The organism is Rhizobium sp. WW22 (genome assembly GCF_047041135.1).
Classification (GTDB): Bacteria; Pseudomonadota; Alphaproteobacteria; order Rhizobiales; family Rhizobiaceae; genus Rhizobium.
The window spans coordinates 1,789,683-1,815,106 of record NZ_CP178198.1 but is presented as its reverse complement, the minus strand read 5'-3'; the positions used below and the strand labels follow the sequence as shown (position 1 = coordinate 1,815,106).

At 59.1% G+C, this 25,424-nt stretch carries 26 protein-coding genes and 1 pseudogene; 12 read left to right on the top strand and 15 right to left on the bottom strand.

The annotated features are described in order from the left end of the window. Positions 1–23: 23 nt before the first annotated feature. Positions 24–560, bottom strand: a complete 537-nt coding sequence (locus ACK83U_RS09030) for a GNAT family N-acetyltransferase (protein WP_112605254.1) — start codon at positions 558–560, stop codon at positions 24–26. A gap of 329 nt (positions 561–889) precedes the next feature. On the opposite strand from ACK83U_RS09030, the gene ACK83U_RS09025 reads away from it, so the two are divergent. The 3 genes from ACK83U_RS09025 to ACK83U_RS09015 all read left to right on the top strand — a co-directional run bounded on the left by ACK83U_RS09025 (position 890) and on the right by ACK83U_RS09015 (position 2,376). Next, on the top strand, positions 890–1,213 hold the full coding sequence (locus ACK83U_RS09025) for an ArsR/SmtB family transcription factor (RefSeq protein WP_112334510.1): 324 nt from the start codon (positions 890–892) through the stop codon (positions 1,211–1,213). A 36-nt stretch (positions 1,214–1,249) separates the two neighbouring features. After that, positions 1,250–1,693: an SRPBCC family protein gene (locus ACK83U_RS09020; RefSeq protein WP_112605257.1), complete on the top strand. Its 444-nt coding sequence runs from the start codon at positions 1,250–1,252 to the stop codon at positions 1,691–1,693. 188 nt (positions 1,694–1,881) lie between these two features. Further along, positions 1,882–2,376, top strand: coding sequence for a CreA family protein (locus ACK83U_RS09015; protein WP_112605260.1), 495 nt, complete (start codon positions 1,882–1,884; stop codon positions 2,374–2,376). 266 nt (positions 2,377–2,642) lie between these two features. Here ACK83U_RS09015 and ACK83U_RS09010 read toward each other — a convergent pair whose 3' ends face one another. After that, positions 2,643–3,107 (bottom strand): chemotaxis protein CheW, encoded by a 465-nt coding sequence (locus ACK83U_RS09010; protein WP_015340333.1) that lies wholly within the window; start codon positions 3,105–3,107, stop codon positions 2,643–2,645. Positions 3,108–3,557: 450 nt separating this feature from the next. On the opposite strand from ACK83U_RS09010, the gene ACK83U_RS09005 reads away from it, so the two are divergent. The 3 genes from ACK83U_RS09005 to ACK83U_RS08995 are packed head-to-tail and all read left to right on the top strand — an operon-like array spanning position 3,558 to position 6,215. Beyond that, positions 3,558–4,160, top strand: coding sequence for an SCO family protein (locus ACK83U_RS09005; protein ID WP_412474824.1), 603 nt, complete (start codon positions 3,558–3,560; stop codon positions 4,158–4,160). Between the two features lie 7 nt (positions 4,161–4,167). Next, a complete protein-coding gene (locus ACK83U_RS09000; protein WP_112605266.1) occupies positions 4,168–5,316 on the top strand; it encodes an FAD-dependent oxidoreductase in 1,149 nt (382 codons plus the stop codon). 20 nt (positions 5,317–5,336) lie between these two features. Next, complete coding sequence (locus ACK83U_RS08995; protein WP_112605270.1) at positions 5,337–6,215, top strand: 50S ribosomal protein L11 methyltransferase; 879 nt, start codon at positions 5,337–5,339, stop codon at positions 6,213–6,215. Between the two features lie 202 nt (positions 6,216–6,417). On the opposite strand, the gene ACK83U_RS08990 is transcribed toward ACK83U_RS08995, so the two are convergent. Continuing rightward, positions 6,418–6,558, bottom strand: coding sequence for a hypothetical protein (locus ACK83U_RS08990; protein ID WP_162711788.1), 141 nt, complete (start codon positions 6,556–6,558; stop codon positions 6,418–6,420). Positions 6,559–6,902: 344 nt separating this feature from the next. Between ACK83U_RS08990 and ACK83U_RS08985 the strand changes: the two genes are divergently transcribed. Continuing rightward, entirely contained in the window at positions 6,903–8,738 is a 1,836-nt protein-coding gene (locus ACK83U_RS08985) for an aminopeptidase P family protein (RefSeq protein ID WP_112605273.1), read from the top strand. A 43-nt stretch (positions 8,739–8,781) separates the two neighbouring features. Here ACK83U_RS08985 and ACK83U_RS08980 read toward each other — a convergent pair whose 3' ends face one another. Both ACK83U_RS08980 and ACK83U_RS08975 read right to left on the bottom strand, forming a co-directional pair. Further along, entirely contained in the window at positions 8,782–9,093 is a 312-nt protein-coding gene (locus tag ACK83U_RS08980; RefSeq protein WP_112605276.1) for an AzlD family protein, read from the bottom strand. 2 nt (positions 9,094–9,095) lie between these two features. Further along, positions 9,096–9,818 carry an AzlC family ABC transporter permease gene (locus tag ACK83U_RS08975; protein ID WP_112605649.1) on the bottom strand — a complete coding sequence of 241 codons (723 nt, stop codon included), beginning with the start codon at positions 9,816–9,818 and terminating at the stop codon, positions 9,096–9,098. A 234-nt stretch (positions 9,819–10,052) separates the two neighbouring features. On the opposite strand from ACK83U_RS08975, the gene ACK83U_RS08970 reads away from it, so the two are divergent. After that, entirely contained in the window at positions 10,053–10,304 is a 252-nt protein-coding gene (locus ACK83U_RS08970; RefSeq protein WP_112334812.1) for a DUF2164 domain-containing protein, read from the top strand. A gap of 7 nt (positions 10,305–10,311) precedes the next feature. Here ACK83U_RS08970 and panB read toward each other — a convergent pair whose 3' ends face one another. The 3 genes from panB to ACK83U_RS08955 form a co-directional block, all read right to left on the bottom strand. Next, positions 10,312–11,133, bottom strand: coding sequence for a 3-methyl-2-oxobutanoate hydroxymethyltransferase (gene panB, locus ACK83U_RS08965; protein ID WP_112605279.1), 822 nt, complete (start codon positions 11,131–11,133; stop codon positions 10,312–10,314). A gap of 1 nt (position 11,134) precedes the next feature. Then, complete coding sequence (panC, locus tag ACK83U_RS08960; RefSeq protein WP_112605282.1) at positions 11,135–12,007, bottom strand: pantoate--beta-alanine ligase; 873 nt, start codon at positions 12,005–12,007, stop codon at positions 11,135–11,137. A 251-nt stretch (positions 12,008–12,258) separates the two neighbouring features. Next, a complete protein-coding gene (locus tag ACK83U_RS08955; protein WP_112605652.1) occupies positions 12,259–12,963 on the bottom strand; it encodes an SDR family oxidoreductase in 705 nt (234 codons plus the stop codon). A 124-nt stretch (positions 12,964–13,087) separates the two neighbouring features. Between ACK83U_RS08955 and gcvA the strand changes: the two are divergent. Beyond that, positions 13,088–13,977, top strand: a pseudogene (gene gcvA / locus ACK83U_RS08950) (transcriptional regulator GcvA). Between the two features lie 168 nt (positions 13,978–14,145). After that, positions 14,146–15,531 carry a hypothetical protein gene (locus ACK83U_RS08945; RefSeq protein ID WP_412474823.1) on the top strand — a complete coding sequence of 462 codons (1,386 nt, stop codon included), beginning with the start codon at positions 14,146–14,148 and terminating at the stop codon, positions 15,529–15,531. A 4-nt stretch (positions 15,532–15,535) separates the two neighbouring features. On the opposite strand, the gene ACK83U_RS08940 is transcribed toward ACK83U_RS08945, so the two are convergent. From ACK83U_RS08940 to ACK83U_RS08925, 4 genes are all read right to left on the bottom strand, one after another. Further along, the gene (locus tag ACK83U_RS08940; RefSeq protein WP_112605655.1) at positions 15,536–16,621 is read right to left on the bottom strand and encodes a glycosyltransferase family 4 protein; all 1,086 of its coding nucleotides are present in this window, start codon (positions 16,619–16,621) and stop codon (positions 15,536–15,538) included. Between the two features lie 80 nt (positions 16,622–16,701). Beyond that, the gene (gene pncA / locus ACK83U_RS08935) at positions 16,702–17,325 is read right to left on the bottom strand and encodes a bifunctional nicotinamidase/pyrazinamidase (protein ID WP_112605288.1); all 624 of its coding nucleotides are present in this window, start codon (positions 17,323–17,325) and stop codon (positions 16,702–16,704) included. Between the two features lie 111 nt (positions 17,326–17,436). Next, complete coding sequence (locus ACK83U_RS08930) at positions 17,437–18,720, bottom strand: sugar MFS transporter (RefSeq protein ID WP_112605658.1); 1,284 nt, start codon at positions 18,718–18,720, stop codon at positions 17,437–17,439. 283 nt (positions 18,721–19,003) lie between these two features. After that, positions 19,004–19,618 carry a TetR/AcrR family transcriptional regulator gene (locus ACK83U_RS08925; RefSeq protein ID WP_112605291.1) on the bottom strand — a complete coding sequence of 205 codons (615 nt, stop codon included), beginning with the start codon at positions 19,616–19,618 and terminating at the stop codon, positions 19,004–19,006. A 147-nt stretch (positions 19,619–19,765) separates the two neighbouring features. Between ACK83U_RS08925 and ACK83U_RS08920 the strand changes: the two genes are divergently transcribed. After that, the gene (locus ACK83U_RS08920; RefSeq protein ID WP_112605294.1) at positions 19,766–20,503 is read left to right on the top strand and encodes an SDR family oxidoreductase; all 738 of its coding nucleotides are present in this window, start codon (positions 19,766–19,768) and stop codon (positions 20,501–20,503) included. Between the two features lie 130 nt (positions 20,504–20,633). Here the strand turns inward: ACK83U_RS08920 and gstA are convergent, their stop codons facing one another. Further along, complete coding sequence (gene gstA / locus ACK83U_RS08915) at positions 20,634–21,269, bottom strand: glutathione transferase GstA (protein WP_112605661.1); 636 nt, start codon at positions 21,267–21,269, stop codon at positions 20,634–20,636. A gap of 148 nt (positions 21,270–21,417) precedes the next feature. Between gstA and ACK83U_RS08910 the strand changes: the two genes are divergently transcribed. Further along, the gene (locus tag ACK83U_RS08910) at positions 21,418–21,780 is read left to right on the top strand and encodes a winged helix-turn-helix transcriptional regulator (RefSeq protein WP_112411709.1); all 363 of its coding nucleotides are present in this window, start codon (positions 21,418–21,420) and stop codon (positions 21,778–21,780) included. Positions 21,781–21,804: 24 nt separating this feature from the next. On the opposite strand, the gene ACK83U_RS08905 is transcribed toward ACK83U_RS08910, so the two are convergent. Together ACK83U_RS08905 and ACK83U_RS08900 are read right to left on the bottom strand one after the other, a co-directional pair. Beyond that, positions 21,805–22,029, bottom strand: coding sequence for a GIY-YIG nuclease family protein (locus tag ACK83U_RS08905; RefSeq protein WP_112605664.1), 225 nt, complete (start codon positions 22,027–22,029; stop codon positions 21,805–21,807). A 391-nt stretch (positions 22,030–22,420) separates the two neighbouring features. Beyond that, complete coding sequence (locus tag ACK83U_RS08900) at positions 22,421–24,886, bottom strand: UvrD-helicase domain-containing protein (protein WP_112605668.1); 2,466 nt, start codon at positions 24,884–24,886, stop codon at positions 22,421–22,423. Between the last annotated feature and the right edge of the window lie 538 nt (positions 24,887–25,424).

Sequence of the window (25,424 nt, the reverse complement as noted above, 5' to 3'; positions counted from 1 at the left end):
CCAGTCCGCCGCGCCTTGCTTGCTCAGAATCTCAGCCGTGCCATCGTGAATGCATCCACATATTCGCCATTGCGGAAACCGAAGGCACGCAGCCGGCCTTCGGTCTCGAAGCCGAATTTTTCGTAGAGCTTGATCGCCGGCGCGTTGTCGACGTAGACGGTCAGTTCCAGCCGCTTGATTGCCAGCCAGTTGTCCGCGGTATCGATGAGAGCGCCCAATAGCGCGGAGCCGATGCCGCAGCCCGTAAAGTCGTCATGCACGCCCATACCAATACTACCGCTGTGGATCCGGCGGCCCGCAAGGCGGTTCAGGCCGGCATTGCCGACAATCCGCCCGTCAAGCAAGGCGACAAGGCCGGTCGAGTTGGGCGATGACTTCTCCAGCCATTGCCGTGTTTCCTCGACGCTTTGAAAGGGCAGGCGAAGCGTGCCGGCGCGAAAGCCGGGTAGATTGACCATGGCCGCAATTCCTTCCGCGTCGGATGGGTGCGAGGCACGAATCTCGATAGCGCCGATTTTGCCTGATCGTCGTTTGGCGGGTTCTTGCTCCTCGAAAGACATAGGCTCTCCTTGATATTGATGAGGAGAGCAAGGGCTTCAACCCTGCTCGCCTCGGCAGGGTTGAGATGGATCGCGGTCAGCTCAGCGCAACACAGCTTCCACTCGCCCTGCAAGAGGAGAGATGGTGTGAAGGTGCATTACTGTAGTCCGGTTTGCGATCATAGGCGGATGATCCGATTTGGCGCGAAGGTTGTCAATCGTTCCTGGATAAATCCTTCGATTGCCGTGTCTTTGAGGCGCAATGCGATTGCCTCGTCTGCATGCTACTTGACAGGCAACCATTGGGTTGCTTATAAGATCGTAAAAGGCAACTAAATGGTTTCGTATCCGTGGATGATGATGCAGTCTTCAAGGCGTTGGCGGATGCCAGCCGGCGGCAATTGCTCGACAGGCTCCATGAGCGGAACGGGCAGACCCTGAACGCGCTCTGCGAGGATTTGGACATGAGCCGCCAGGCGGTGGCCAAGCATCTTGCCATTCTGGAGGAGGCCAATCTGATTTCCTCGGAGAAGCATGGGCGAGAGAAGCTGCATTTCATCAACGCGGTCCCGATCAACGGCATCGCCGAACGCTGGATCAACAAGTTCGAACAGCGGCATCTGAATACGCTTTCGGCCTTGAAAAAGGCGCTGGAAGGCGAGGGCGGGCAGTGAGCTCAAGAACAGAGGAATAAGACGAGGAGAAATGGCATGACTGGAAGCAAATTCGTTTACGTCACCTTTATCCGCACCACCCAGGAAAAGCTCTGGTCGGCGCTGACCACGCCCGAATTCGTCAAGCAATATTGGTTCGATATGATCCACGAGACCGAGTGGAAGGTTGGATCGCCGTGGAAAATGCGCTTTCCGGATGGCCGCGTTGCCGACACGGGAGAGGTAGCGGAATTGGACCCGCCACGGCGGCTTGCCATCAAATGGCGCAACGAGTGGCGCCCTGACCTGAAGGCTGAAGGCTGGTCGCGCTGCGTGATGGAACTGGAGCCGGTGGACGGTGTCGTCAAGCTCACAGTGACGCATACAATCGAGGTCGAGAACTCGAAGCTGATCGAAGCCGTTTCCGGTGGATGGCCGAAGATCTTGTCCAACCTTAAATCGCTGCTGGAAACCGGCACGGTCGCCATCAGTCAGAAGTGAAATGATGCGTTATCCTGCGTGTTTCCGGACGCCGTTGCTTTGACGGCGTCCCTCCTGGCGACCTGCGGCCTGTTGTTGGCGAGGCGTGGCCGCTCGGAGATGGGGCTCTTCATCTTGCAACGATCGTGAGCCATCTTACCTTAGCCGTGCCGCTCTTGCTCTTGGCGGCTGTTGTTGGAGGATGATCGATGCGTTCACCCAAACTTTCTGCCGCCATTGCCGCGTCTTTTCTGGCTCTGGCGCCCGTTTCCGCTTCCGCCGAAATTGTCGGCAAGGTGGGCGTGGACTGGACGGGCAATGATATTCTGGTCGATGCCGTGCCGGACCCTGAAGTCTCGGGCATCACTTGCCACGTGACCTATTTCGACCGCAGCGTGATCGACCGGCTGCGCAAGGGCAACTGGTTCGAAGACCCCTCCAACAATTCCATCGCCTGCCGTCAGACCGGTCCGATCGAGATCGGCGATATCAACCTGTCCCAGAGCGGTGAGGAGGTATTTCGCGCCGGTCTGTCGCTCATTTGGAAGAAGCTGGTCGTCACCCGCATTTACGACAAGAAGAATGACACGCTCGTATATCTTATCCATTCGCGGCAGCTGACGGATGGCTCCGCCAAGATGGCGATTTCGACGATCCCCTTGTTCGGGCAGAACGTGAACTGGAAGAACGGCAAGCCGAAATGATGGTATTTCCGTACCGCTAAAATAACGCGCAGAAAGATAATACCAAAAAAAGTCATACTCTTGGGTTGTCGAATTCCTTCTGGTTGCTTTCGGTTTGCACCTTTTTGATGCAATTTCAAAAGCGAACGGGAAGGCGACTCTCGCCTCTGTTCACGGCCTGCAATACCGCGTCCTTGGCTACACCCCTGCCAAAACCGGTTATACAAAAAGCGACCGCCCTGGAGCTCGACTCCAGGGCGATCTGTTTTGTAAGCCGACTATTGAAATTAGGCTGCCTGCGCCAACTGATCCGCAATGACCGTATCGAGGTTGAGGAAGCAGACCATGGTCTTTTCCAGCGCCACGATGCCGCGGCAGAAGGCGCGCTGCCCTTCGGGGATGATTTCCGGAGCCGGCTGCAGATCTTCGCTTTTGATGGTCATCATGTCGGATACCTGCTCTACCAGGAGACCGACGAGCTTGCCCGCAATATCAGTAACGATGATTGCGGAGCGCTCCGAAGGTTCCGTCATCTTCATGCCAAGGCGGCAGGCCATATCGATGACCGGGATCACTGCACCGCGCAGGTTGATGAGGCCGAGCACGTAAGGCGGTGTATGCGGCATCGGCGTCACCGGCGCCCAGCCGCGGATTTCGCGGATGGCCATGATGTCGATGCAGAACTCCTGGTCGCCAAGGTGAAAGGAGACGATTTCCAGATAGGCGCCCGATTGCTTGATGGCGTTCGTCATGTTCGAGAACTTCCCGTTTGGCATCGCCGCAAGCGACGCTCGCGATTGAAAAGAGAGATCGGCTGGAGCGGCTTGGGCAGCGTCAGCGTCCGGTGCTTTGGCGACAAAGACGCCTTGCTTCCGGCGGGCGTCATGCCCTTCTGGAATAAAGAGGTTCGCCGCGCTTTCGGGCGGTGGCCGAAAGCGAGTTCGACCGTTGAAGCAGATGTTGGCGCGGACTGGTTAGGATTGATTTAACATCCATCGGGATTTTATCTCTCAGGCCCCAGAGGAGTGGCGAAATGGAGTGAACAAGGCTCGGAAGACCACCGAACCGCATGCTGCGACGATTTCGGCCTCCTCTGAACATCTTCTTGAATTGCGTCCTCCACTTCGAGCCGCTACATCGGCTAGGGAGCGATTGCACTGCACTTTCGGTGCGATCGTCCGTATTGGTGGGGAATAGCATTCATGAGAAGCGTGCGGATTGCAGTTTGGGTGGCCGTGTTGATCGTGGCCGGACTATTGGGCTGGTTCAGCTTGGGTGGCGGCAAGTCGCCGGAGGTTGCGGCATCCGGCCCTTATGGTGTCCCTTTCACGCTCGTTTCACAGAGCGGCCAGCCGATCAGCGAGCAGGCATTTCGCAGCAAACCCTCTGCCGTCTTCGTCGGCTACACGCATTGCCCGGATGTCTGTCCGACGACGCTGTTCGAGCTGAACGCCTGGCTGCAGAAGGTCGATCCCGATGGCACCAAGCTCAATGCCTATTTCGTGACCGTTGATCCCGAACGTGATACGCCTGCGATCATGGACCAATATGTCTCCAACGTTTCGAAGCGCATAACCGGCATTTCCGGTGATCCAGCCAAGGTGATGGACATGGTCAAAGGATTCCGTGTCTATGCCAAGAAGGTGCCGGTCGACGACAAGCAGCCGAATGGCGACTATACGATGGATCACACCGCTTCCGTCTTCCTGCTGGATTCGCAGGGCCGCTTTGCCGGAACCATCGCCTATGAGGAGGACCCTGACGTGGCTGTGAAGAAACTGGAGAACCTAGTCAAGAAGGGATAGGACCTGCATGGGCGAGGGGATTGGCGGACAGGGAAAATCCAGATCCATTCTGATCGTTGGGGGCGGGCCTGTTGGTCTTGTCGCCGCTCTCGAACTTGCCCGCCGCGGCTTCTCGCCACGTATTGTCGATGACGGCACTGGGCCGACGCCTAAGGAAGAGAGCCGCGCGTTGGGTGTCAACGCCCGCACGCTGACGCTGCTGTCTCCCTCTGGCGTTGCGGAGCGCATTATCGCCGCTGCGCAACCGATCGAGCGCTTTCGCGTCCGCTCGAATAAGAAAATTCTGATCGAGTTGGATACGCGAGAAGTAAAAGGTCGCTTCAGTGCTATTTGCGCCCTGCCGCAGGGCAATACCGAGCGCCTGCTGATGGAGGCGCTTTCAGCCTATGGCATCTCGCCCGAATGGCAGACGGCCGTGGTTGCAGAAGCCATGGTAGACCTTCAAGAACCGGAGGTCACGCTGCGCAGAGCCGATGGTACGTCGGAAACAGCGCGGCCGGATATATTGATCGGTGCTGATGGCGCCCATTCTGCGGTGCGCAAGGCATTCGGCGCCGGCTTCCCGGGCGAGGCGCTGGAGGCTTATTTCTATCTTGCCGATTTTCGCTATGCGGAGCCGGTCGATACGCATTTCGGCGAGATATCGCTCTTCGATCCCGGCATGGTCGGCCGTCTACCTGTCTCGGACGGCATCATTCGCTACATCTCGACGCTGGAGGATTTCGAAAGCCGCATCGCGCATCCGGCTGCGGTTTCGGAAAAGACCTGGGCCTCGCAGTTTCGCATCCACTTCCGGCATGTCGAGCCGATGGCCAAGGGGAATGTCTTTCTTGCCGGCGATGCCGCGCATATTCATTCGCCGGCCGGCGCGCGCGGCATGAATCTCGGCATCGAAGATGCCTGCTGGCTTGCGTGGCTCATTGCGGAAGGCCGCGAACAGGAGTATTCGGCCTTGAGAATTCCCGCCGTCAAGCAGGTCTTGAAACAGACCTATGGCCTGACACGATTGGTGACGATGCAAAACCCGCTGGCAGTTGCGGCGCGAAATTTCCTTGCGCCGCTATTGCTGCGCTTTGGTCCGGTCCGCCGGCAATTGCTTCGGGGTGTGGCCGGCTACGACACGCCGAAACCACCCTGGATCGACTGGGCCGAATAAGAACGAGAAAGAGCGACGAGTTGAGCGAAATCCGACTTTATGTGACGACGAACGAGAAGAAGGCCGGGCAGGTTCTGGACCTAATGACGCCGGTGTTCGAAGATGAAGAATTGCCGATTGCAACAACGGAGATCGACGAGAAGAACGATGTCTGGGAAGCGTCGATCTATCTCTACGCTGCGGATGAAGATGAGGTCCGTGGTCGCTTCGAAGCGCTCTTGAAGCCGACTTTCGCCGATCTCGTCGTTCAAAAGGAAGTGCTTCCCGACATCGACTGGATCGCCAAGTCGCTGGAAGGGTTGAAGCCTGTGCGTGCCGGCCGCTTCCTCGTGCACGGCTCGCATGATCGCGACAAGGTCGGCTCCAGCGACATTGCCATCGAAATCGAAGCAGGACAAGCTTTTGGCACCGGTCACCATGGGACGACTGCTGGCTGCCTTGAGACGATCGAGAAGGTTGTTGCGAGCCGCCGCGTGCGCAACGCGCTCGATCTCGGGACGGGCAGCGGCGTGCTGGCGATCGCCGTGCGCAAGCTGCGCAATATTCCGGTTCTGGCGACCGATATCGATCCGATTGCCGTCCGCGTTGCGAAGGAAAATGTCCGCAGCAACGGTATCGCCTCGGGTGTCTCGCTGCAGACGGCACCGGGATTCCATTCCACGGCCTTTTCCCGTCATGGACCGTTCGACCTGATCATCGCCAATATTCTGGCGCGGCCGCTCATCAAGATGGCGCCGCAGCTTGTGGCGCATCTGGCACCGGGCGGTTCGGTCATTCTGTCGGGTATTCTTGCCGAGCAGCGCTGGAAGGTTCTCGCTGCCTATAACGGCGCGCACCTGCGGCATGTGCGCACGATCTGGCGCAACGGCTGGGTCACCATCCACCTCGACCGGCCTTGAGCCGGTCACTTCCCGCATCAACAATTGCAAAAAATAAAAAAGGGCGGTGCCGAAGCACCGCCTTCAGATCGGTTTTCGCCGATCTTACCCGCGAGCGTGTGGAGGAGGAGTGCTCAAGCGGGCTCTAAGCGTTCTGATCATAATCCGTGGGAGGAGGAGAACCGGATTGCGATCGACTTGGAACGCGTAGATCGTAAACTTGTTAGCGGCGACCGCCGCGGCTGGCGCCGATTGCCTTTGCGGTTTCAACTTCGAGCTGACGAAGCGAGCCGACGGAATGGCGTACGGTGCGACGCTCGCCAGCCAGCGCCGGGCTAACATATGCGGAGCGAGAGATAGGCATTGTCTTAAGTCCTTGGTTTTGAGCTGGTTCTTCGTGAACCCCGTTTGATGCCGCCGATATAGCGACTCGCCCGTCGGCGTGGCAGGGGGGCGGCTTCATGGGAGCTATGCGTAATATGCATGTTTCATGCCGTGAAGTTGTCATAATCGGACTGGCTTGCTCACGAAATGGGCGGATTCGTTAACGAACCGACATGAGATAAACTACTCTCATCCGGTGTGATATTGCAGTCATCGTACATAGCGTCTTAGAGATCGAAAATCACGTCGCACTTCCGATCGTGATGCTCTAACATACTGGCAATATTCAATTTCACGAACTCTCCATCACTACCGGATCAGCCCATGTTTCAGTCTTTCGACGTCACTTCCACCCCGCAATTCGGCCGCGAGCGTGTTACCGGTTTGCGCGCTGCCTTCGACGATCTCGGCATTGACGGCTTCCTCGTGCCGCGGGCTGACGAGTATCAAGGCGAGTATGTGCCCAAATGCTCGGAGCGTCTCGCATGGCTCACGGGCTTCACTGGATCGGCAGGTGTTGCGCTTATCACACACTCTCAGGCCGTGGTTTTCGTGGATGGCCGTTATGTGACTCAGCTTGCCGAACAGGTGGATCGAAGCGTCTTCATCGGAGGCGATCTGGTGAACGAGCCGCCGCATGTCTGGCTGCCGCGTCACGCGAAGAAGGGTTTCCGGCTCGGCATCGATCCGTGGCTGCATACGGGTGCCGAAGTACGCCGGTTGGAAAAGGCCTTGGCCGAGATCGACGGCAAGCTCGTCTTCCTGCCCCATAATCCGCTCGACAGGCTCTGGTTGGACCGGCCGCCCGAGCCGCTGGGCAATGTTATCATTCAGGATATCGCCCAGGCCGGTATCCTAGCCAAGGACAAGCTTGCGACGATTGCGAACGGCCTCAAGGAAAAAAACCTCAAGGCGGCACTGATTACCGATCCGTCCTCTGTCGCCTGGATCTTCAATATTCGCGGCAGTGACGTGCCGCACACGCCGCATCCCTTGGCCCGCGCCATCATCTATGCGGAAGGTGAAGCGGCGCTCTTCCTCGACAAGCGCAAGACCAAGGTCGAGGCCGAAGCCTATCTCACGCAGATCTGCAAGCAGCTGCCGCCGTCGGAACTTACCAAGCTCCTGGCCGCTGCGGCCGCGTATGGCGGGCGCATCCTGGTTGATCCGGATCTTGCCTCCTACGCTCTGACCAACATCATCCGTCGTGAAGGTGGAGAGGTCGTGGAGGGCAATGATCCCGCCAAGCTGCCGCGTGCCTGCAAGAATGCTGCCGAAATCAACGGATCGGCCGCGGCGCACCTGCAGGATGGCGCCGCCATGGTCGAATTCCTTTACTGGCTGGAGACCAGCAAGCCTGGAACGGTGACGGAGATCGCTGCGGCAGAACGGTTGGAAGCCTGCCGCGCCCGCGTCGGCGAAAGCATGCAGAACCCGCTGAAGGATATCTCCTTCGATACGATCTCGGGTGCTGGCGAACACGCGGCCATCATGCATTACCGCGTGACCACGGCGAGCGACCGGTTGATCCAGGCCGGCGAACTGTTTCTGATCGATTCAGGTGCGCAATATATCAACGGTACCACCGACATCACCCGTACAGTTGGCATCGGTGCCGTCTCCGAAGAGCAGAAGCGCCTCTTCACGCTGGTATTGAAGGGAATGATCGCCATTAGCACGGCACGTTTCCCGAAGGGTACCCGTGGCTGCGATCTCGATCCGCTGGCACGCATAGCGCTGTGGAAGGCGGGCGTCGATTTCGCCCATGGCACCGGCCACGGCGTCGGCTCCTATTTGTCCGTGCATGAGGGGCCGCAGCGCATTGCGCGCCTTGCCGTGCAGGAACTGCTTCCCGGCATGATCCTGTCCAATGAACCCGGCTATTATCGCCCAGGCCACTTCGGCATCCGCATCGAAAACCTGATCTATATCCGCGATCCCGAGGAAATCGAGGGCGGTGACATGCCGATGCTGGGCTTTGAGACGCTGACCTTTTGCCCTATCGACCGCAGCCTTGTTCTCGTGGAATTGCTGACGCATGAAGAGCTGCATTGGCTGAACGAGTATCACGCCCGGACGCGCGAGGCGCTGATGCCACTGATCCATGATCACGACGTACGGGCGTGGCTGGAAAATGCCACGCTCGAGCTTAGCCATTGAGAAATATGGACCCCACCCCTTTGAAAAAGGGATGGGGTCCGTCTCAAGCGCCTATGGAATGGCGCCATGCCATGACGACGATCCATCCGGCGACAAGCATGTAAGTCGATGGGTAGCGCATGCCGACAAGAAGGGCTGCGAGCATCGCCACCTTGATATCCCAGCCGCCGATAAAGAAGGCGGGTGCGACGAGGGTCGTGAGTACAGCGGCGGGCACGGCATTGAGCGCTGCCTCGACGCGCGGCGGAATGCGGGTCATCTTGACGATCAGGATATAGCCGCCGACGCGCGTCAGAAAGGTCACCACGGCCGCAGCCGCAATCAGCAACACCATATGCGAATTGAAATCGAACATGGTCAGACCTCGTGGCTTTCGTGCGCGATATCAGGCTTGCGATTCGCTTTGACCGGCGGCAGCATTGCGGCAAGCGCGACCCCCGCCAATGCGCCGATGCTGACATGCCAGGGTGAGCCCACATAACGATGGGCAATGGCCGATGCCACGGCGCTGACGGCGACGACGGGCAGGAAGTTGTCGCGCGTGCGGAAGCCCATGACGATGCCGAGGAAATAGACCGGCAGCAGAATATCGAGGCCGATGGCTTTGGGATCACCGATGAAACTGCCGAGAAGACCGCCGATCAGGCTCACCACAACCCAGGGAACATAGATCACCGCCGCAAAGCCGATGTACCAGGCGAAAGTCACTGGCTTGCCGCTTTCATGGCGCTTGATCGTCTCGGCGAATTGCGGATCGACCAGCAGGAAAAAGGTGAAGAACTTCTCCACAACGGAAAAGTGTCTGATATAGCGAGCGATCGCTGCCGAATAGAGCACATGGCGGAAATTCACGGCGAGGATCGACAGCACGATGAGCCAGGCCTGAACATTGTGGCCGAAGAGATCGATCCCGACCATCTGGCTGGCACCGGCATAGACGGTGCCGCTCATCAGGGTCAGTTCGCCAAGGGACATGCCCTGATCGCGCGCCAACGCACCGAAAAGGGCGCCGAAAGGCGCTGCAGCGAGGCCGACGGGAATGCCACCCTTCAAGCCTTCAAGAAATTCCGCGCGACTCATGGTCCGCTTTGTCCTTTGTGGAAAATCCGGTGCTTTCGTCCGGATGTTGTGTCGAGGGCGCACATTCCGCATGGAAACAACGATGGTTGCATCCTTGCGCATTTGTTGCCGCGCTGTTCAATGGCGGGAGGTGTAAGCCGAGCTTTTGGAGCCAGCAATTGAATTTCCTTGATGGATCAATTGATTTCCTTGATCCAGCCCTTGGAGCCCGCTCGCAAAATGGGAGATGGAAAGATGAAGAAGATTACCTTTTCGAAGGAGGAGAAGGCAGCCACGATTGCACGCCTTCAGCGCTATTTCGCCGATGAGCTGGACCAGACGCTGGGCACCTTGCCTGCCGAATTCCTGCTCGATTTCTTCACCGCCGAGATCGGCCCTTACTATTACAATCAGGGTTTGCGGGATGCCCATGCGGCATTGATGAGCAAGATGGAGGATTTCGGCGAGGCGATCTATCTGCTTGAGAAAGAGCCGGCCAAGAGCTGACAGCGCCTCACTTCTTCGGCTGGAAGGTATGCTCCAGTGCCGGAAAGGTACGAGCCTTCACCTCTTCGGCATAGGCTTCCGCCGCTTTCGAGATCATGGGCGCCAGCTCCGCGAAGTGCTTGACGAAGCGCGGCTTGAAATCGTTGAACAGGCCGAGCATGTCATCGGAAACGAGGATCTGCCCATCGCAGGCGGCAGATGCGCCGATGCCGATCGTAGGAATGGCAACGGCGGCGGTGATCTCGCGGGCGAGCGGTTCGACCGTGCCTTCGATGACCATGGCGAAGGCGCCGGCCTCCGAGATCGCCTTGGCATCGCGCCGGATCTTGTCGGCTTCCTTCTCTGAGCGACCAAGCGAACGATAGCCGCCGGTCGTATTCACCTGCTGCGGCATGAGGCCGACATGGCCGAAGACCGGAATGCCGCGGGAGGTGAGGAAGGAAACGGTTTCTGCCATTTCCTCGCCGCCCTCGAGCTTCACGCCATCGCAGCCGGTTTCCTTCAGGATGCGCGCGGCATTGCGGAAGGCTTGTTCCTTCGATTCCTGATAGGAACCGAAAGGCATGTCGACGGTGACACAGGCATGCTTGGCGCCGCGCATGACGGCCTGGCCGTGGGCGATCATCATATCCAGCGTAACGCCGACGGTCGTTTCCATGCCGTAGAGCACCATGCCAAGGGAATCACCCACCAGAAGCAGGTCGCAATGCGGATCAAGCAGGCGGGCGATCGGCGTCGTATAGGCTGTCAGGCTGACGATGGGACGGGTCCCCTTCATCGCTTCGATGGCCGCCGGCGTTGTGCGCTTGGTGTGTCCGACGGTGCTCATTTCAGGCGACCCCTTCGTTGGCGGATTTGCTGCCGATAACCCTGTTGTCGAGCAGGCGGGTGGTGCCGACGCGGACGAACAAGGCGATGAGGATCGGCTGCCCCTGCAGTTTCGTCAGCGGTTCCAGCGTTTCGGGATGACGAACGGCGGCGACTTCCACGGTCGCGAGTGGCTCCCTTTCGATGAAGGCGCGGAGCGCCTCTTCGAGTGCTGCTGGATCGTCCGCGCCGAGATCGTAAAGCCTTGCGACCTCCGCCAATGCTTGGGGGATAATAGCTGCGGCGGCACGCTCTTCCTTCGACAGATAGACGTTGCGCGATGACAGGGCCAGGCCATCTGCATCGCGAACGGTCGGTACCGGTACGACCCGGACAGGCTGCGCCAGGTCCTCGACCATGCGGCGGATGATCGTGACCTGTTGATAGTCCTTCTCGCCGAAATAGGCGCTGTCGGGCTGGGCGATGTTAAAGAGCTTGGTGACGACGGTGGCAACACCGGCGAAGTGCCCCGGGCGAACCGCACCTTCCAGCTCCGCCCCGAGCTTCGGCACGTCGACCACCGTTTCCATCGGTCGCGGATACATGTCGATGACACCGGGTGCGAAGAGAAAATCGACGCCGGCGTCACGCAGCATGGCACTATCCCGCTCGAGATCGCGCGGATATTTCCCCAGATCCTCGTTTGCGCCGAACTGCAGCGGATTCACGAAAATGGAGGTGACGACGACGTCGTTTTCGGCCTTGGCGCGAGAGACCAGTTCCATGTGACCGGCGTGCAGATAACCCATGGTGGGCACCAGGCCGATTTTCCTGCCGGCTTTGCGGTGTTCGCCAAGCCGTTCGCGTAGAGCGGCAATCGTGTGAACGATCTCCATCGTGGCACTCCTCCCCAGGCAATGCCGTTTCCGTATCGCCGGTTTCCATCCCTCAAAATTGCCGGGACTTCTAACGTGTGCAGTGCAAAAAGGCAATTCGCCCGCGCCACCGGCGACGGTTTCGCTTTCAGGCTATAAGGTTCGCAGGCCAACCCAAGGCGATTTAATCTCGACTGTTGTGCTCCAAACAGTATCACTCTCCCAAGGGGTGCCTGAGAGAGCGAAAACGAGATGATGCTGTTTTGCAGAGGCTAGACCGAGCGGGTCAGGCCGCCATCGACTTTGAGGTTTTGGCCGGTGATATACCCAGCGCCATCGGAGGCCAGAAAGGCGACGGTGGCGGCGATCTCGGCGCTGGTGCCATAACGCTGCATCGGCACGCTGTCACGGCGCTCTTCGGTCGCCGGCAGGCTGTCGATCCAGCCGGGCAGGACATTGTTCATCCGCACATTGTCGGCGGCGTAGGTATCGGCAAAGATCTTCGTGTAGGAGGCAAGGCCCGCCCGGAATACCGCCGATGTCGGGAACATTGCCGATGGCTCGAATACCCATGCCGTGGAGATGTTGATGATCGAGCCGGATTTCTGCTTCTGCATGATAGGAGCGATGAGACGGACCGAGCGAATGACGTTCATCAGATAGACGTCGAGGCCGGTGTGCCATTGCTCGTCGGTGATCTCCAGGATAGGGGCGCGCGGACCATGGCCGGCGCTGTTGACGAGCACATCGATCCGCCCCCATTTTTCCATCGTCGCATCGACCAGGCGCTTGAGATCGTCATTCGACTGATTGGACCCGGTAACGCCGATGCCGCCAAGTTCTTGAGCCAGTGCCTCACCCTTTCCGGAGGAGGAGAGGATGGCGACATGGAAGCCATCGGCGGCAAGCCGTCTGGCGCTTTCGGCGCCCATGCCGCTGCCGCCCGCCGTGATCACTGCCACTTTTTCTATCGACATTTTCGGTTCCTCCTTCATCTTGTTCTGCTAGAACTGATTGCCTCGAAATTATCGATGAAATATCATCGTCTTCGCGCGAGAGCGAAGCAGATAAACTCCTGTTTGCCAGTAGAAAAACTATCGCATGAATGGTTCACCCAGTAAACTTCCCTCGCTGAACGGTCTGAAGGCATTCGAAGTGGCCGCGCGCCATCGCAGCTTCAGGCTCGCGGCCGAGGAGCTTAGGGTTACGCAGGGCGCCGTAGCGCAGCAGGTGCGCGGGCTGGAAGCCGAGCTTGGCGTAAAGCTGTTCGAGCGAATGCCGCGGACTTTGGCGCTAACGGGCGAGGGACGGGCCTATATAGCCGATATCAGGCGTGCCTTTGAAATTATCGCGCAGGCGACCGGCGATCTCAGGCGCAGCCCGTCAGGCTCACCATCAGCACCACGCCGACATTCGCATCGAAATGGCTGATTCCGCGCCTGCCGGATTTTACTGCTCGTCATCCCGATCTCGATCTTCATATCCTTGCAACGGAACGCATGTCAGGCTTCCAGGCTGATGGAGTGGATCTTGCAGTCCGCTACGGGCGACCACCTTTCGGGCCGGGGCTGGCGACTGAACTGCTCTTCGAGCAAGAGATCATTGCCGTTTGCAGCCCGGCATTGCTGCAGGACCGAAAGCCGCCGAGGACCGCGGAAGAGCTTGTCGATTACGCGCTTCTTCATGATGCCCATAATTCCTGGCCCGAATTCATCGACAAGCATTTCGGGCGGGCGGCTCACGCCTCCTATAAAGGGATCAGCTTCAACCAGACATCGCATGCGATCGAGGCGGCGATCGCCGGGCAGGGAATCGTTCTTGCCAACCGCGATTTCGTGGCGCGAGATATGGCGGAAGGTCGCTTGACGCAGGTTATCCAGGGGTCGCTAAGTGGTCCATCCGACTTCTATCTCGTCTGGCCGCGCTATCGCAAATCCGCAGCCCTTGAGACGGTTATCGCCTGGATGAGAGGAGAAGCGAGCAGGAAATAGGGGATACCGCTCGCCTAATGTTGCGAGCAGGTTTTTCAGGAATGAAATGCCCCCGGTTTTCGAAGGCGGCCCATCAGGCGCGGTCGCGCTGTCGAATGCTGCAATTGTCCTTCCGGGGTTAGCGCTTTCCTCAATCTTTTCCTGTTATCTGCAGCCATGGCGAAGATCGTGGCATTGGCTGCATATTTCTATCAGGCTGCGGTGGCTTTCGGGCTGCTGATCGCTGTGGCGCATCTGCTGATGCCAGCGGATTATGCGGCCTATTCGCTGTTCATCTCGATCAGCCAGTTTGCGGCGATTCTCTGCTTCGAATGGGTTCGCTTTGCCTGCAGCCGCTTCTATCCGGGGCAGGGGCCTGGGAGCGAGGCGCTGGAGCGCAAGGCGCTGACGGTAGAATTCGCGGCATGCTCGGCAATCTGCCTGATCGCCGCTTCCGTCTCGATCTTCTTTTCTGTCTCTGCAGAGATTGCCGTGCTTGGCGGCCTGGTTGCGATCTTCCAGGGCGGCAGCGACCTGCATCTTACCATGCTGCGCTTTCGTCAGGAATTTCGCGTCTTTTCGCGGCTGCAGGGTTCGCGTGCGACGATTTTGGCGATCGGTACGCTTGCGGGCGCGGCGATTGCCCCGACCTTCACATGGACTGTCGCCGGTCTGATGGCCGGCTATCTTGCCTATGGGCTCCTTGCCGCATTTCTGACCCGCAACAGTCTTCACGAGGCGGCTTCGTTCGAGAAGGCGCGAGTTCGCAAGCATTTCGTCTATGGCAGCGTCGCTGCGAGCGCCTCCGTTATCGGCATGCTGACGCCGCTGGGATTGAAGTCCATCCTTACGGCCATGTTGGGAGCGGGTGGCGCTGCCGGCGCACTTCTGGCGCTTGATCTGCTGCAGCGACCCTTTATCCTGATCGTCTCTGCGCTGCAGGCCATACAATATCCCGATGTCGTCACGACCTATGATCGCGATGGATCGACGCCCGCCTTTACCAAGCAGCTTGGAGAATATTATTCGCTGCTGACCGGTCTGACGCTGATGACGGCCGCCGGCATTTTCGCGCTATTGCAGCCGGTCGGCCAATTGGTCATCGCGGCTGGTTTGCGCAAGGAGTTTCTTGCCGTCGCCCCCTTTGTCATCGGCCTTGCGACATGCCGTGCGCTGACGGCCAATATGCTGCCCACCCCTGCGCATCTACAGCACCGGTTGCTGACGATCTTTCTGCTGGCGGCACTGGATTGCGTATTGCTGAATGCGGGCACGATCATCGGCGGCTATCTCGGCTCGTATGATGATGCTGCGCTTATGGCCGGTGGCATGATCGGCGCGCTGTGTGCCATGGCGATCGGTGTGAAGGTGATGATGTCCCTTGCTTTTGATTTCGTCTGGCCGCCCGTTATCCTGTCCGCCATCGGGCTCGCTCTGCCAGTGCTGGCGACGATCGGCTTTGGGTACTCGCTATGGATATTCGTGGCCGGGGGCGTGGTTGGCGGTGCGCTTTTCTGTCTGCTCGGCCTCTATAGCTATTTCGTCATTATGTTCCAGCGGCAAGTGCGGCCATAAGCTCTCAAAGTGCTTCGAGCATGGAGAGTACGCGATCCGCGCTGCCGTCCCATGAAAAGCGCTTGATGTTCTCGTAGCCGCGCCGGCGCAGATCTTCGCGGAGCGTATCATCCGTCACGATCCTGCGCATGGCATCGACGAGTTCGTCCTGTCGGAACGGATCGAAATAGAGTGCGGCATCGCCCGATGCTTCGCGCACAGCGGGGATATCGGCCGCAAGTACCGGGCAGCCCTGGGTCATTGCTTCCAATGGCGGAATGCCGAAACCTTCATAGAGGCTCGGAAAAACGAAAGCCGTGGCATGGCGCTCCAGCGCGGCGATCTCCGCGTCGGCGAGCCGGCCGGGGAAGAGCAGGCTGTCGTTTGATTGCTGGCTGTCCGATTTGAACACGGTCGGTGCGGAGCCGCCCACGACGACGAGCTTCTGATTGGTATCTTTGAGCGCCTCGAAAGCGCGGATCGCGAAATCGAGGTTCTTGTTGGGTTTCATCGTTCCCACAAGCAGGAAGAAGCCGTTCGTCTTCAGGCCAAGCCGCAGCATGACGGCCTCATCCGGCTCGATGGCGGCATAGTGATCGACGGCATTGTAGACGACGTCGATACTAGTCGATGGCACCCGGAAGACGGAGGCGAGCTCCTGCCGCGAGAATTCCGAGACGGTGCCGATCTTGGCAGTGCGCGTCAGCACGGTTCCAAGGGCGCCATGCAGCAGGCGGTAGCTGCGCTTGAAGGACTGCGGATGGCGGAAGATCGTCACGTCATGAATGATGACAGCCTGGCGGCGATGCAGAAGCGGCCCGCTGCCGCCGAAGCCGATGAGCCGGCTGCCGCGCGAGCGTGAAAGCAGCGACGTCTGCTCCCAAACGTGACCTGGCCCAGCGCCGAATTCGTCGATTTCGATAGCGGAGAGCTTGAGATCGATAGGCGTGTTGCGCGGCACGGCCAGCCGCCAGCGCACGCCTTTCAGAGAGGCTGGCAGGGCGCCCGCGGAAATCTTGCGGTCGAGTGCCAAGGTGAGCTCCCGCGCAAAGCGCTGCACGCCCGAAAGGGGCTGGCCGAGGAAACGCCCGTTGAGGACAATAGATTGCACGCGCAAAACCCGATATTTTATTGATCGGGAACAGCTTGCATCATTTTGTTTAGAGAAGGTTTAGCTGGACTTGCGCGATTTTACGCAAGCGCATCCTTGCTGCTGATCACGGCAACACCACGGGCTCGCATCTCATCGATTGCGGATTTGACGCCGGCGGGATCGATGCCTCGGCTGGCATCTTCGATGAAGCGGACGGTAACGCCAGGCAGCATTTCAACGGCATCGAGTGCCGAGAATTTCACGCAGTAATCGGTCGCCAGGCCGCAAAGATCGAGTTCGGTGACGCCTCTGTTGCGCAGATAGGCGGCCAGCCCGGTGAGGGCGGCCTGATCGTTGTCACGGAAGGCGGAATAGCTGTCGACTGCAGGGTTCTGGCCCTTCTGCTGGATGAAATCGACGGCGTTGATATGGAGGTCCGGGTGAAACTCGGCATCTTTGCTATTCTGAACGCAGTGGTCGGGCCACATCATCTGCGGCTTGCCCGAGAGCATGCCGATTTCAAAGGGTTTCTTGCCGGGATGGGCAGAGGCAAAGCTGCCATGACCGGCTGGATGCCAATCCTGTGATGCGACGACGAGATCGTATTTGCCGCTATCGATGAGCTCATTGGCAACGGGCACGATCTCATCGCCCTCAGGCACTGGAAGATTGCCGCCAGGGCAGAAGCCGTTCTGGATATCGATGAGCAGCAGCGCTTTCATGAGGCCTGTCCTTCCGTTTTGTTGCGCCGCACGATGCCAAGCGGCGCGTTTCGGATCAAGCCCTTTGCGCCTCGCCGATGAAGACGGCGAGGCGCGATGGTTTGTAAAGGCTTATGCCGGCTTGTGGCCCTTGAGGCCATAGAAGGCAATGTAGACATAGCAGATGATCGGCATCAGGAAGGCGAGGTGAATGCCGATGGTATCGGCAAGACCGCCCTGAATGACTGGCAGGATCGCGCCGCCGACGATGGCAAGGCAAAGAATGCCCGAGCCTTGGCTCGTATATTTGCCGAGGCCATGCAGCGCCAGGCTGAAGATCGTCGGGAACATGATGGAGTTGAACAGGCCGATCGCCAGCACGGACCACATGGCAACATGGCCTGTCGTCAGCACCGTCACCAGCAGAAGAATGATCGCGACAGCGGCGTTGAACGCAAGCGCCTTGCCATCATCGATGTGGCGCATGATTGCCGAGCCGACGAAGCGTCCGACCATCGCGCCGCCCCAGAAATAGGAGACATAGTGGGCGGCATCGGACTCGGAGAGATGGGCGATATCGGGCTGGCTCAGGAAGTTCACCAGGAAGCTGCCGACGCTGACTTCGGCGCCGACATAAACAAATATGCCGACAGCGCCGAGCACGAGATGACGGTACTGCCAGGCGGAGCCGCCGCCGCGCATCGGCTCGACGGTTTCTTCATCTTCGACCTCGGGCAGCTTCAATGCGGCAAAGACGGCAGCGAGCACCAGGAACGCCGCAGCAAGAAGCAGGTAGGGGAATTTGACCGCACCGGCCTCGGCAAGCCGCATGGCGTCGAGCTGCTCCGGCGTCGCGTTGGTGGCTGCAACGGTCGCGGCGGACAGGATAAGCATGGCGCCGAAGTAAGGTGCAATCGTCGTGCCGAGGGAGTTGAATGCTTGCGTCAGGTTCAGACGGCTGGCGGCCGTATCAGGCGGTCCCAATACGGTGACATAGGGGTTGGCGGCGACCTGCAGGATCGTGATGCCGGTGGCGAGCACGAAAAGCGCGCCCAAGAAAAGGGCGTAGACGCGGTAGGTTGCGGCCGGAATGAACAGGGCGCAGCCGACGGCAGCGATCGTAAGCCCGACGACGATGCCCCATTTATAGCTGATGCGCTTCACGAGCGTGCCAGCCGGCAGCGATATGATGGAGTATGCGCCGAAAAAGCAAAGCTGGATGAGCATTGCCTGGGTGTAATTGAGCTGAAAGACGCTTTTCAGGTGCGGGACCAGAATGTCGTTCAGGCAAGTGATGAAGCCCCACATGAAAAAGAGTGAGGTGAGTGCGATGAGCGCGAATTGGTAGTTGCCCTGGCCTTGGCGTGCGGATGCACGGGCGCTGGTGGGCGCAGAGCTTGTTGCTGAGCCAGCCACTTTTTTATCCTCGGTTCTTGTTGTTGCCAGGCTTCGAGATTCGAGCCGGACGAAAAGCCCGAACGGGCCGAAAGAAGAAACTGGCAGCGGCTTGCCGAAACCCCCGCAGGAAACGCAGAATCCCGAAGCCGCTTCAATCGATATAATCGATTGGATTATCATTGGTAGCTTGCTAGGCATGCGGATTCTGCAATGCTGCAATGCAATCGCTTGCAAGAGTGGAATGTCCAGCCATGCCTTACGGTTTTTGGGCGGCCTATTCGATTGAGGCCCGCAGCCGACGTCAGTCGAGGCTGTGCAAATAGCCAAGAACGGCGCGTTTCACGCGCAGAGCCAGCTGGTTTTTATCCGTGTCGCCATGGTCCCCTGCGGCATCGACCATTCCCTTGATGATGGCGACCACGTCGCGGCTTGCCACTTCTATATCGGCCTGCGGCGGCAAATCCGGTCGCAGCAGGGTTGCGCGCGTGAGTTCGAAGAATCGCCGTTTGACCGCTTCGGTGGCGGCATCGAGCGGCAGCCGCGCCTCCTCGAAGTCGAGCAAGCGGGCTAGTGCCGGCCGGCGAAGCTGCTGCTCGACGCAAGGGAGGATGAGCGCCGATAGGGCCTCGCTGCCGGTGGTCTTGTCGGCCGCAATTTCCGCTTCTGCGACGAGGCGCGACGTCTCGCGCAGGATCAAGGCTCCGATCAGCGCATCCTTGCGTGGAAAATACTGATAGAGCGAGCCGACGCTGACGCCAGCCTTCTCCGCGACGGCATTGGTGGAGAAGGCTTCATGGCCGCGCTCTTCCAAAATGCGAGCCGCAGCCTCCACGATCGCTTCGACTGTTGCAAGCGAGCGGGCTTGTCTCGGCGCTTTTCTCGGCATGGCGCGGCTGTGGAGCGGGCTTTCGGACATGTTCCTAGAATGCGAGTAGCAAAAAGCGAATTATCGCTCATATTACAAATCGCGACCCAACGAAACAAGCATTTCAGCGAACATGCCGGGATTGAGTTCCCAGGCATGACGGAGAGCGCTTGTGCGAACGACAAGGAGATTTGACGCATGTCCAACGAAATTAGAACCGCGGTCGTAACCGGCGCATCCAAAGGGATTGGCGCCGCCATTGCGAAGCAGCTTGCCGCCGACGGCTTTCAGATCGTCGTCAATTACGCATCGAGTTCCGAAGAGGCCGCCGATGTTGTCGCCGGTATCGCCGCGGCGGGTGGTCGCGCGATTGCGGTCCGTGCCGATGTCGCCGACGCCGCGGCCGTGACCGCATTGTTCGATCGCGCCGAAGCGGAGTTCGGAAAGGTCGACGTACTCGTCAACAACGCTGGGATCAGCAAATTCTCGCCATTGGCTGAGGTTTCGGATGAAGATTTTCGGCAGCAGGTTGCCGTCAATCTGACTGGCACCTTCAACGGGATGCGAGAAGGGGCGAGGCGGGTGCGCGATGGCGGCCGCATCATCAATCTCTCCACGAGCATCATCGGTCACTACTCCCCCGGCAACGGCGTCTACGCGGCGACCAAGGCGGCGGTGGAGGCAATGACCCATATTCTTGCCAAAGAACTCGGTCCGCGCGGGGTCACCGTCAATGCAGTCGCGCCGGGGCCGATCGCGACCGAATTGCTGTTCAAGGGAAGGCCAGAGGCACTGATCCAGCGGCTGGTCAATGACATTCCGCTCGGGCGCCTCGGGCTGCCTGAGGATATCGCCCAGATCGTATCGTTTCTGGCCGGACCGCAGAGCGGCTGGGTCAACGGCCAGATCATCAGGGCAAACGGCGGGCGCAACTGAGATCGTGCAGCGAGGCGCAGAAGCCTTGGCGGCAGAAGGATCGTCTCTTGCCTAATGACGCGATACTGAATGATGCCATCGCGAGACCGGTAGTGTCTCGCGATAGCTTTCCCGTCGCTTCGTTGCGGGCTCAGTCGAACGCCAATCCTTCCTCGGCGATGGACTTCTGGACGGCCTCCCGTTGCCTCATGCGGCCATACCAAGCTTCCAGATTACGAAGTCCGTCGAAATGGATACTGGCTTTGCAATAGGATTTCAGCCATGGAGCCTGACCCCATCCTGTCAGTGCAAACAGATAGGCGTCGGCAACCGTGAACCTGTCACCCATCAGGAAGGTACGGTCGGCGAGATGCGCGTCGATCCATTGATATCGTTTTTCAAGCTTCGGCCTTGCGGTCTCGACATAGTTTCCCGCGAGCCGCGCATAGAGAAGCGGAATGAACCCCTTGTGGATTTCCGTCGACAAGAAGCCGAGCATTTCCTGCAGCCTGTAGCGCTCCATCGTGCCGGGGGCGGCTGCTAATCCGGCCTCCGGCTTCAGATCCGCCAGATATTGGACGATCGCCGGCCCCTCGCGCAGAAGATTGCCGTCGCCGAGATCAAGCAGCGGGACATAGCCATGCGGATTGATATCATAGAAATCGAGTCCGGTTTCGGTCTTGTGGCTGGCGTGGTCGACCTTGATCAGGTCTACGTCCAGGCCAAGTTCGTTGATGACGATATGGGGCGAGAGTGAGCAGCTTGCGGGCAGATAGTAGAGCTTCACGAGGGTCTCCATGGTGTTTCCGGTGCCAGCTTTCGCGTGGAAAGACTGTCGCAGAACCATGTAATCCCTGCAGTATAGAATAGTAAGAACAGAAAAGTTTGACATCTAGGTACAAAAATTATACCGACATGCACATGAGGTATGCGCGATGAAAAAGACCGTGACAGGTTGCTCCGTGGAAGAGGCGATGCACTTGCTGGGAGGCCGCTGGCGGCTGCTGATCGTGTCCTATCTGGTTGATGGACCCCAGCGTTTCAACGAACTGCGACGGCTGATGCCTGGCATTTCGCAGAGGATGCTGACGCTTGATCTGCGAGCGCTGGAGGAGGCGGGTCTTATCAAGCGGACGGTCTATCCGACGGTTCCCGTGAAGGTCGAATATTCGCTGACAGAGGATGGGAGACGTCTGGAGAAGGTTGTCGCCGTAGTGAAAGAATTCGGGTTGTGGCTGAAGGATCGGGATGCGCAGGCTACCGGGAAGCGTGAGGATTCACCAGAGCTCGTCGTATAAGTCCCGCCAATCCGGATTTGTTTTTTAGACTAGATCGATCTTCCACTGTCGATACCAGCGTTTCTGCGATTTTTCTTTTTGTATGGCTGAAACGATGTCTGCGTGGTCTTCATACCAAACCAACCGCGTGCATCCGTATTTCCAAGCGAAGCCAGGTGTCAGGCCCTCGCTACGCTCGAGATCGGCGGTGACGCCGATGTATAGCGTGCCTCGCTTGTGATTGGTGATGATGTAAGTGCACCCACCCATGCGTGTGCGACGCTGGTTGGGGTAGTGGTCGTCAAGGGCCGCTAGGGATGACGGATGATCTATTGATGCCGGATCCGTGCTCACGTTTGCCACCGACGGCATACCCCACACTCCGTCGTCCTCGGGCTTGCCCCGAGGATCCAAGCACAAGCCTCTTTGTTGCGTAATTGATTGCCGTGTCAGACGACTTTGTCGCCGCCAAGCACGCCGCGCTCTCGTTCGTACCTCAAATGGACAATACGAATTTGATGGGAAGCCTGTGCATGGATCCTCGGGTCAAGCCCGAGGATGACGGAGTGGAGGAAGATGAGGAGTTCCATCGCGACCCTCGTATATGCGCGGTCCGCATCAGCAGGTGATTCTATGGCCCCAAACCCGGAATCGCTCCCGATCAAACCCTCTCCACAAACCCATCCAGCACGCGTTTCCGCCCGGCGCGGTCGAATTCGATCGTCAGCTTGTTGCCCTCGATTTCCGAGACGTTGCCGTTGCCGAATTTGATGTGGAAGACGCGGTCGCCGATGGCGAATTTGGAGGGTTCGGAGGAGGTGGATTTGGCCACCAGCTCGCCGTCGATGGTGCGCACCTTCGGCCCGCTTTCGCCGTAGCTGATGCGTTCGACGGCATGGCCGGAGCGGCTGCCCCAGTTGTCGCGGGTTGCATCGTTGCGGTTTGCCTGGGCGCGCTTCCAGCCGGGTGTCGAATAGGTGTTGGCGAAGGGATCTGCCTTGTCGAAGCGGGACTGGCCGTAGCCGCCGCGGCCATATCCGCCATAGGATTGCTCGACTTCGGCGACCTGAACATGGGTTTCCGGCAGTTCGTCGAGGAAGCGCGAGGGGATTGTGGATTGCCAGAGGCCGTGGATGCGGCGGTTGGAGACGAACCAGATGTGGCAGCGGCGCTTGGCGCGGGTGATGCCGACATAGGCGAGGCGGCGCTCTTCCTCGAGGCCGGCGCGCCCGCTTTCGTCGAGCGAGCGCTGATGCGGAAACAGGCCTTCCTCCCAGCCGGGCAGAAACACGGTGTCGAACTCCAGACCCTTGGCGGAGTGCAGCGTCATGATGGAGACGGCGTCGAGATTCTCGTTCTGCTCGGCATCCATGACGAGGGCGACGTGTTCAAGGAAGCCGCGCATGGACTCGAAGCCGTCCATGGAGCGGATGAGTTCTTTCAGGTTTTCCAGGCGCCCCGGCGCTTCCGCCGATTTGTCGTTCTTCCACATGTCCGTATAGCCGGACTCTTCGAGGATCTGCTCGGCAAGATCGGTATGCGGCGTGTTTTCGAGCAGGCCCTGCCAGCGGCGGAAGGACTGCACGACGTCGAACAGCGCCTTGCGGGCCTTCGGCTTCATCTCATCCGTCTCGATGATGTCGGTCGCTGCCGCCAGCATCGGGATATCGCGCACGCGGGCATAGTCGTGCAAAGCGCGGACGGTGGTGTCGCCGAGGCCGCGCTTCGGCGTGTTGATGATGCGCTCGAAGGCGAGATCGTCGGCCGGCTGGCAGACGAGGCGGAAATAGGCCATGGCATCGCGGATTTCGAGGCGCTCGTAGAAACGCGGACCGCCGACGACGCGATAGTTCAGGCCGAGTGTGACGAAACGGTCTTCGAATTCGCGCATCTGGAAGGAGGCGCGCACGAGAATGGCGATGTCGTTGAGATTGTGCTTGTTGCGCTGCAACTGCTCGATCTCTTCACCGATAGCGCGCGCTTCCTCCTCGGAATCCCAGGAGGCATGCACCTGCACTTTGATGTCGTCGGGGTCGGAGCGGTCGGTGAACAGCGTCTTGCCGAGCCGACCCTCATTATGGGCGATCAGATGCGCGGCGGCACCGAGAATATGCTCGGTGGAGCGATAGTTGCGCTCCAGCTTGATGACCTTGGCGCCCGGAAAATCCTTCTCGAAGCGCAGGATATTGTCTACTTCCGCACCGCGCCAGCCATAGATCGACTGGTCGTCGTCGCCGACGCAGCAGACATTCTGCGGCTCGCCTTTCTGCCGCTGCGCCAGCAGGCGAAGCCACATATATTGCGCCGTGTTGGTATCCTGATACTCGTCGACCAAGATGTAACGGAAGCGCTGGTGATAATCCTTGAGAATATCGGGATTCTGCCTGAATATATTGATCGGATGCAGCAGGAGATCGCCGAAGTCGCAGGCGTTCAGCGTTTTCAGGCGGTTCTGGTAGGCGGCATAGAGTTCGCGGCCCTTGCCGTTGGCGAAGGCGCGCGCATCGCCTTCCGGAATATCGGCGGGGCTCAGGCCCTTGTTCTTCCAGGTATCGATCATGCCAGCAAACTGCTTGGCCGGCCAGCGCTTGTCGTCGAGCCCTTCGGCCTGGATCAGCTGCTTGATCAGGCGGATGACGTCGTCGGTATCGAGAATGGTGAAGCTGGAGGTGAGGCCGACCAGCTCGGCATGGCGGCGCAACAGCTTGACACCGATCGAGTGGAAGGTGCCGAGCCAAGGCATGCCTTCGACAGCGCCGCCGACGAGCAGCGCGATGCGTTCCTTCATCTCACGGGCCGCCTTGTTGGTGAAGGTCACGGCGAGGATCTGGCTGGGGAAGGCGCGGTTGGTGGAGAGGATATGAGCGATGCGTGTCGTCAGTACGCGCGTCTTGCCGGTGCCTGCGCCCGCAAGCACCAGAACGGGGCCGTCGAGCGTTTCCACGGCTTCTGTCTGCTCGGCATTAAGGCCCGAGAGGTAATCTGGCCGGCGGCCGCTGTCGCGTGCCGCCATGGCGCGTGCCGCGATGCCGCCGCCAATGCTGCCGGCAGCCGGCGCAGAACGGCGCGGTGCGGCGTGCTCCGGCTCCTCGTCAAAGAAGGGAATGTCGTCATGTCCAATGGTCATGCGGCCCAATGTAATGATTCTACCCCGAAAGGCAAAAGAAACGGGCCGAAATTAGAACAAAAAGTGCACATTCGCAGCTCTTGATACGCGTTTTGCATCACGGAGCGGATATGCCGGCGAGCCAATAAAACGTGTCGTTGTCTCACTGAAGATTACAACTTCGTTTGTATCTAAATTGTGGTTTAGCAGTCGATTCATGGGGAGCAGCGGCCGCGTGAAATGATGCGACTCGGCGCGGTACACGATGCTCGCCCATCGTCGCGCCGCGGAATAGCGACGAGCACGTCGGGGCTAAGCCAGTTATCGCCCCCGCGCCCAATTATGGTGAATTATGCGTTGTTCTTAGCGCATTCTTAAGCATGTTTGCTAATCATGGCGATGTGTAACCGCCAGAGCGCAGGTGTTGTTTTTGCCTGGCTCCTGTTTGCCGACGCGATCGGCCCGCGCGCATGAGCGCCCGCGGCAAGGTTCCGATGTCTCCTTGTATGTGTTGCGTATTGTTGCGTTCGGAGTTCATGTGCCGTGAGTATTTTTTCGA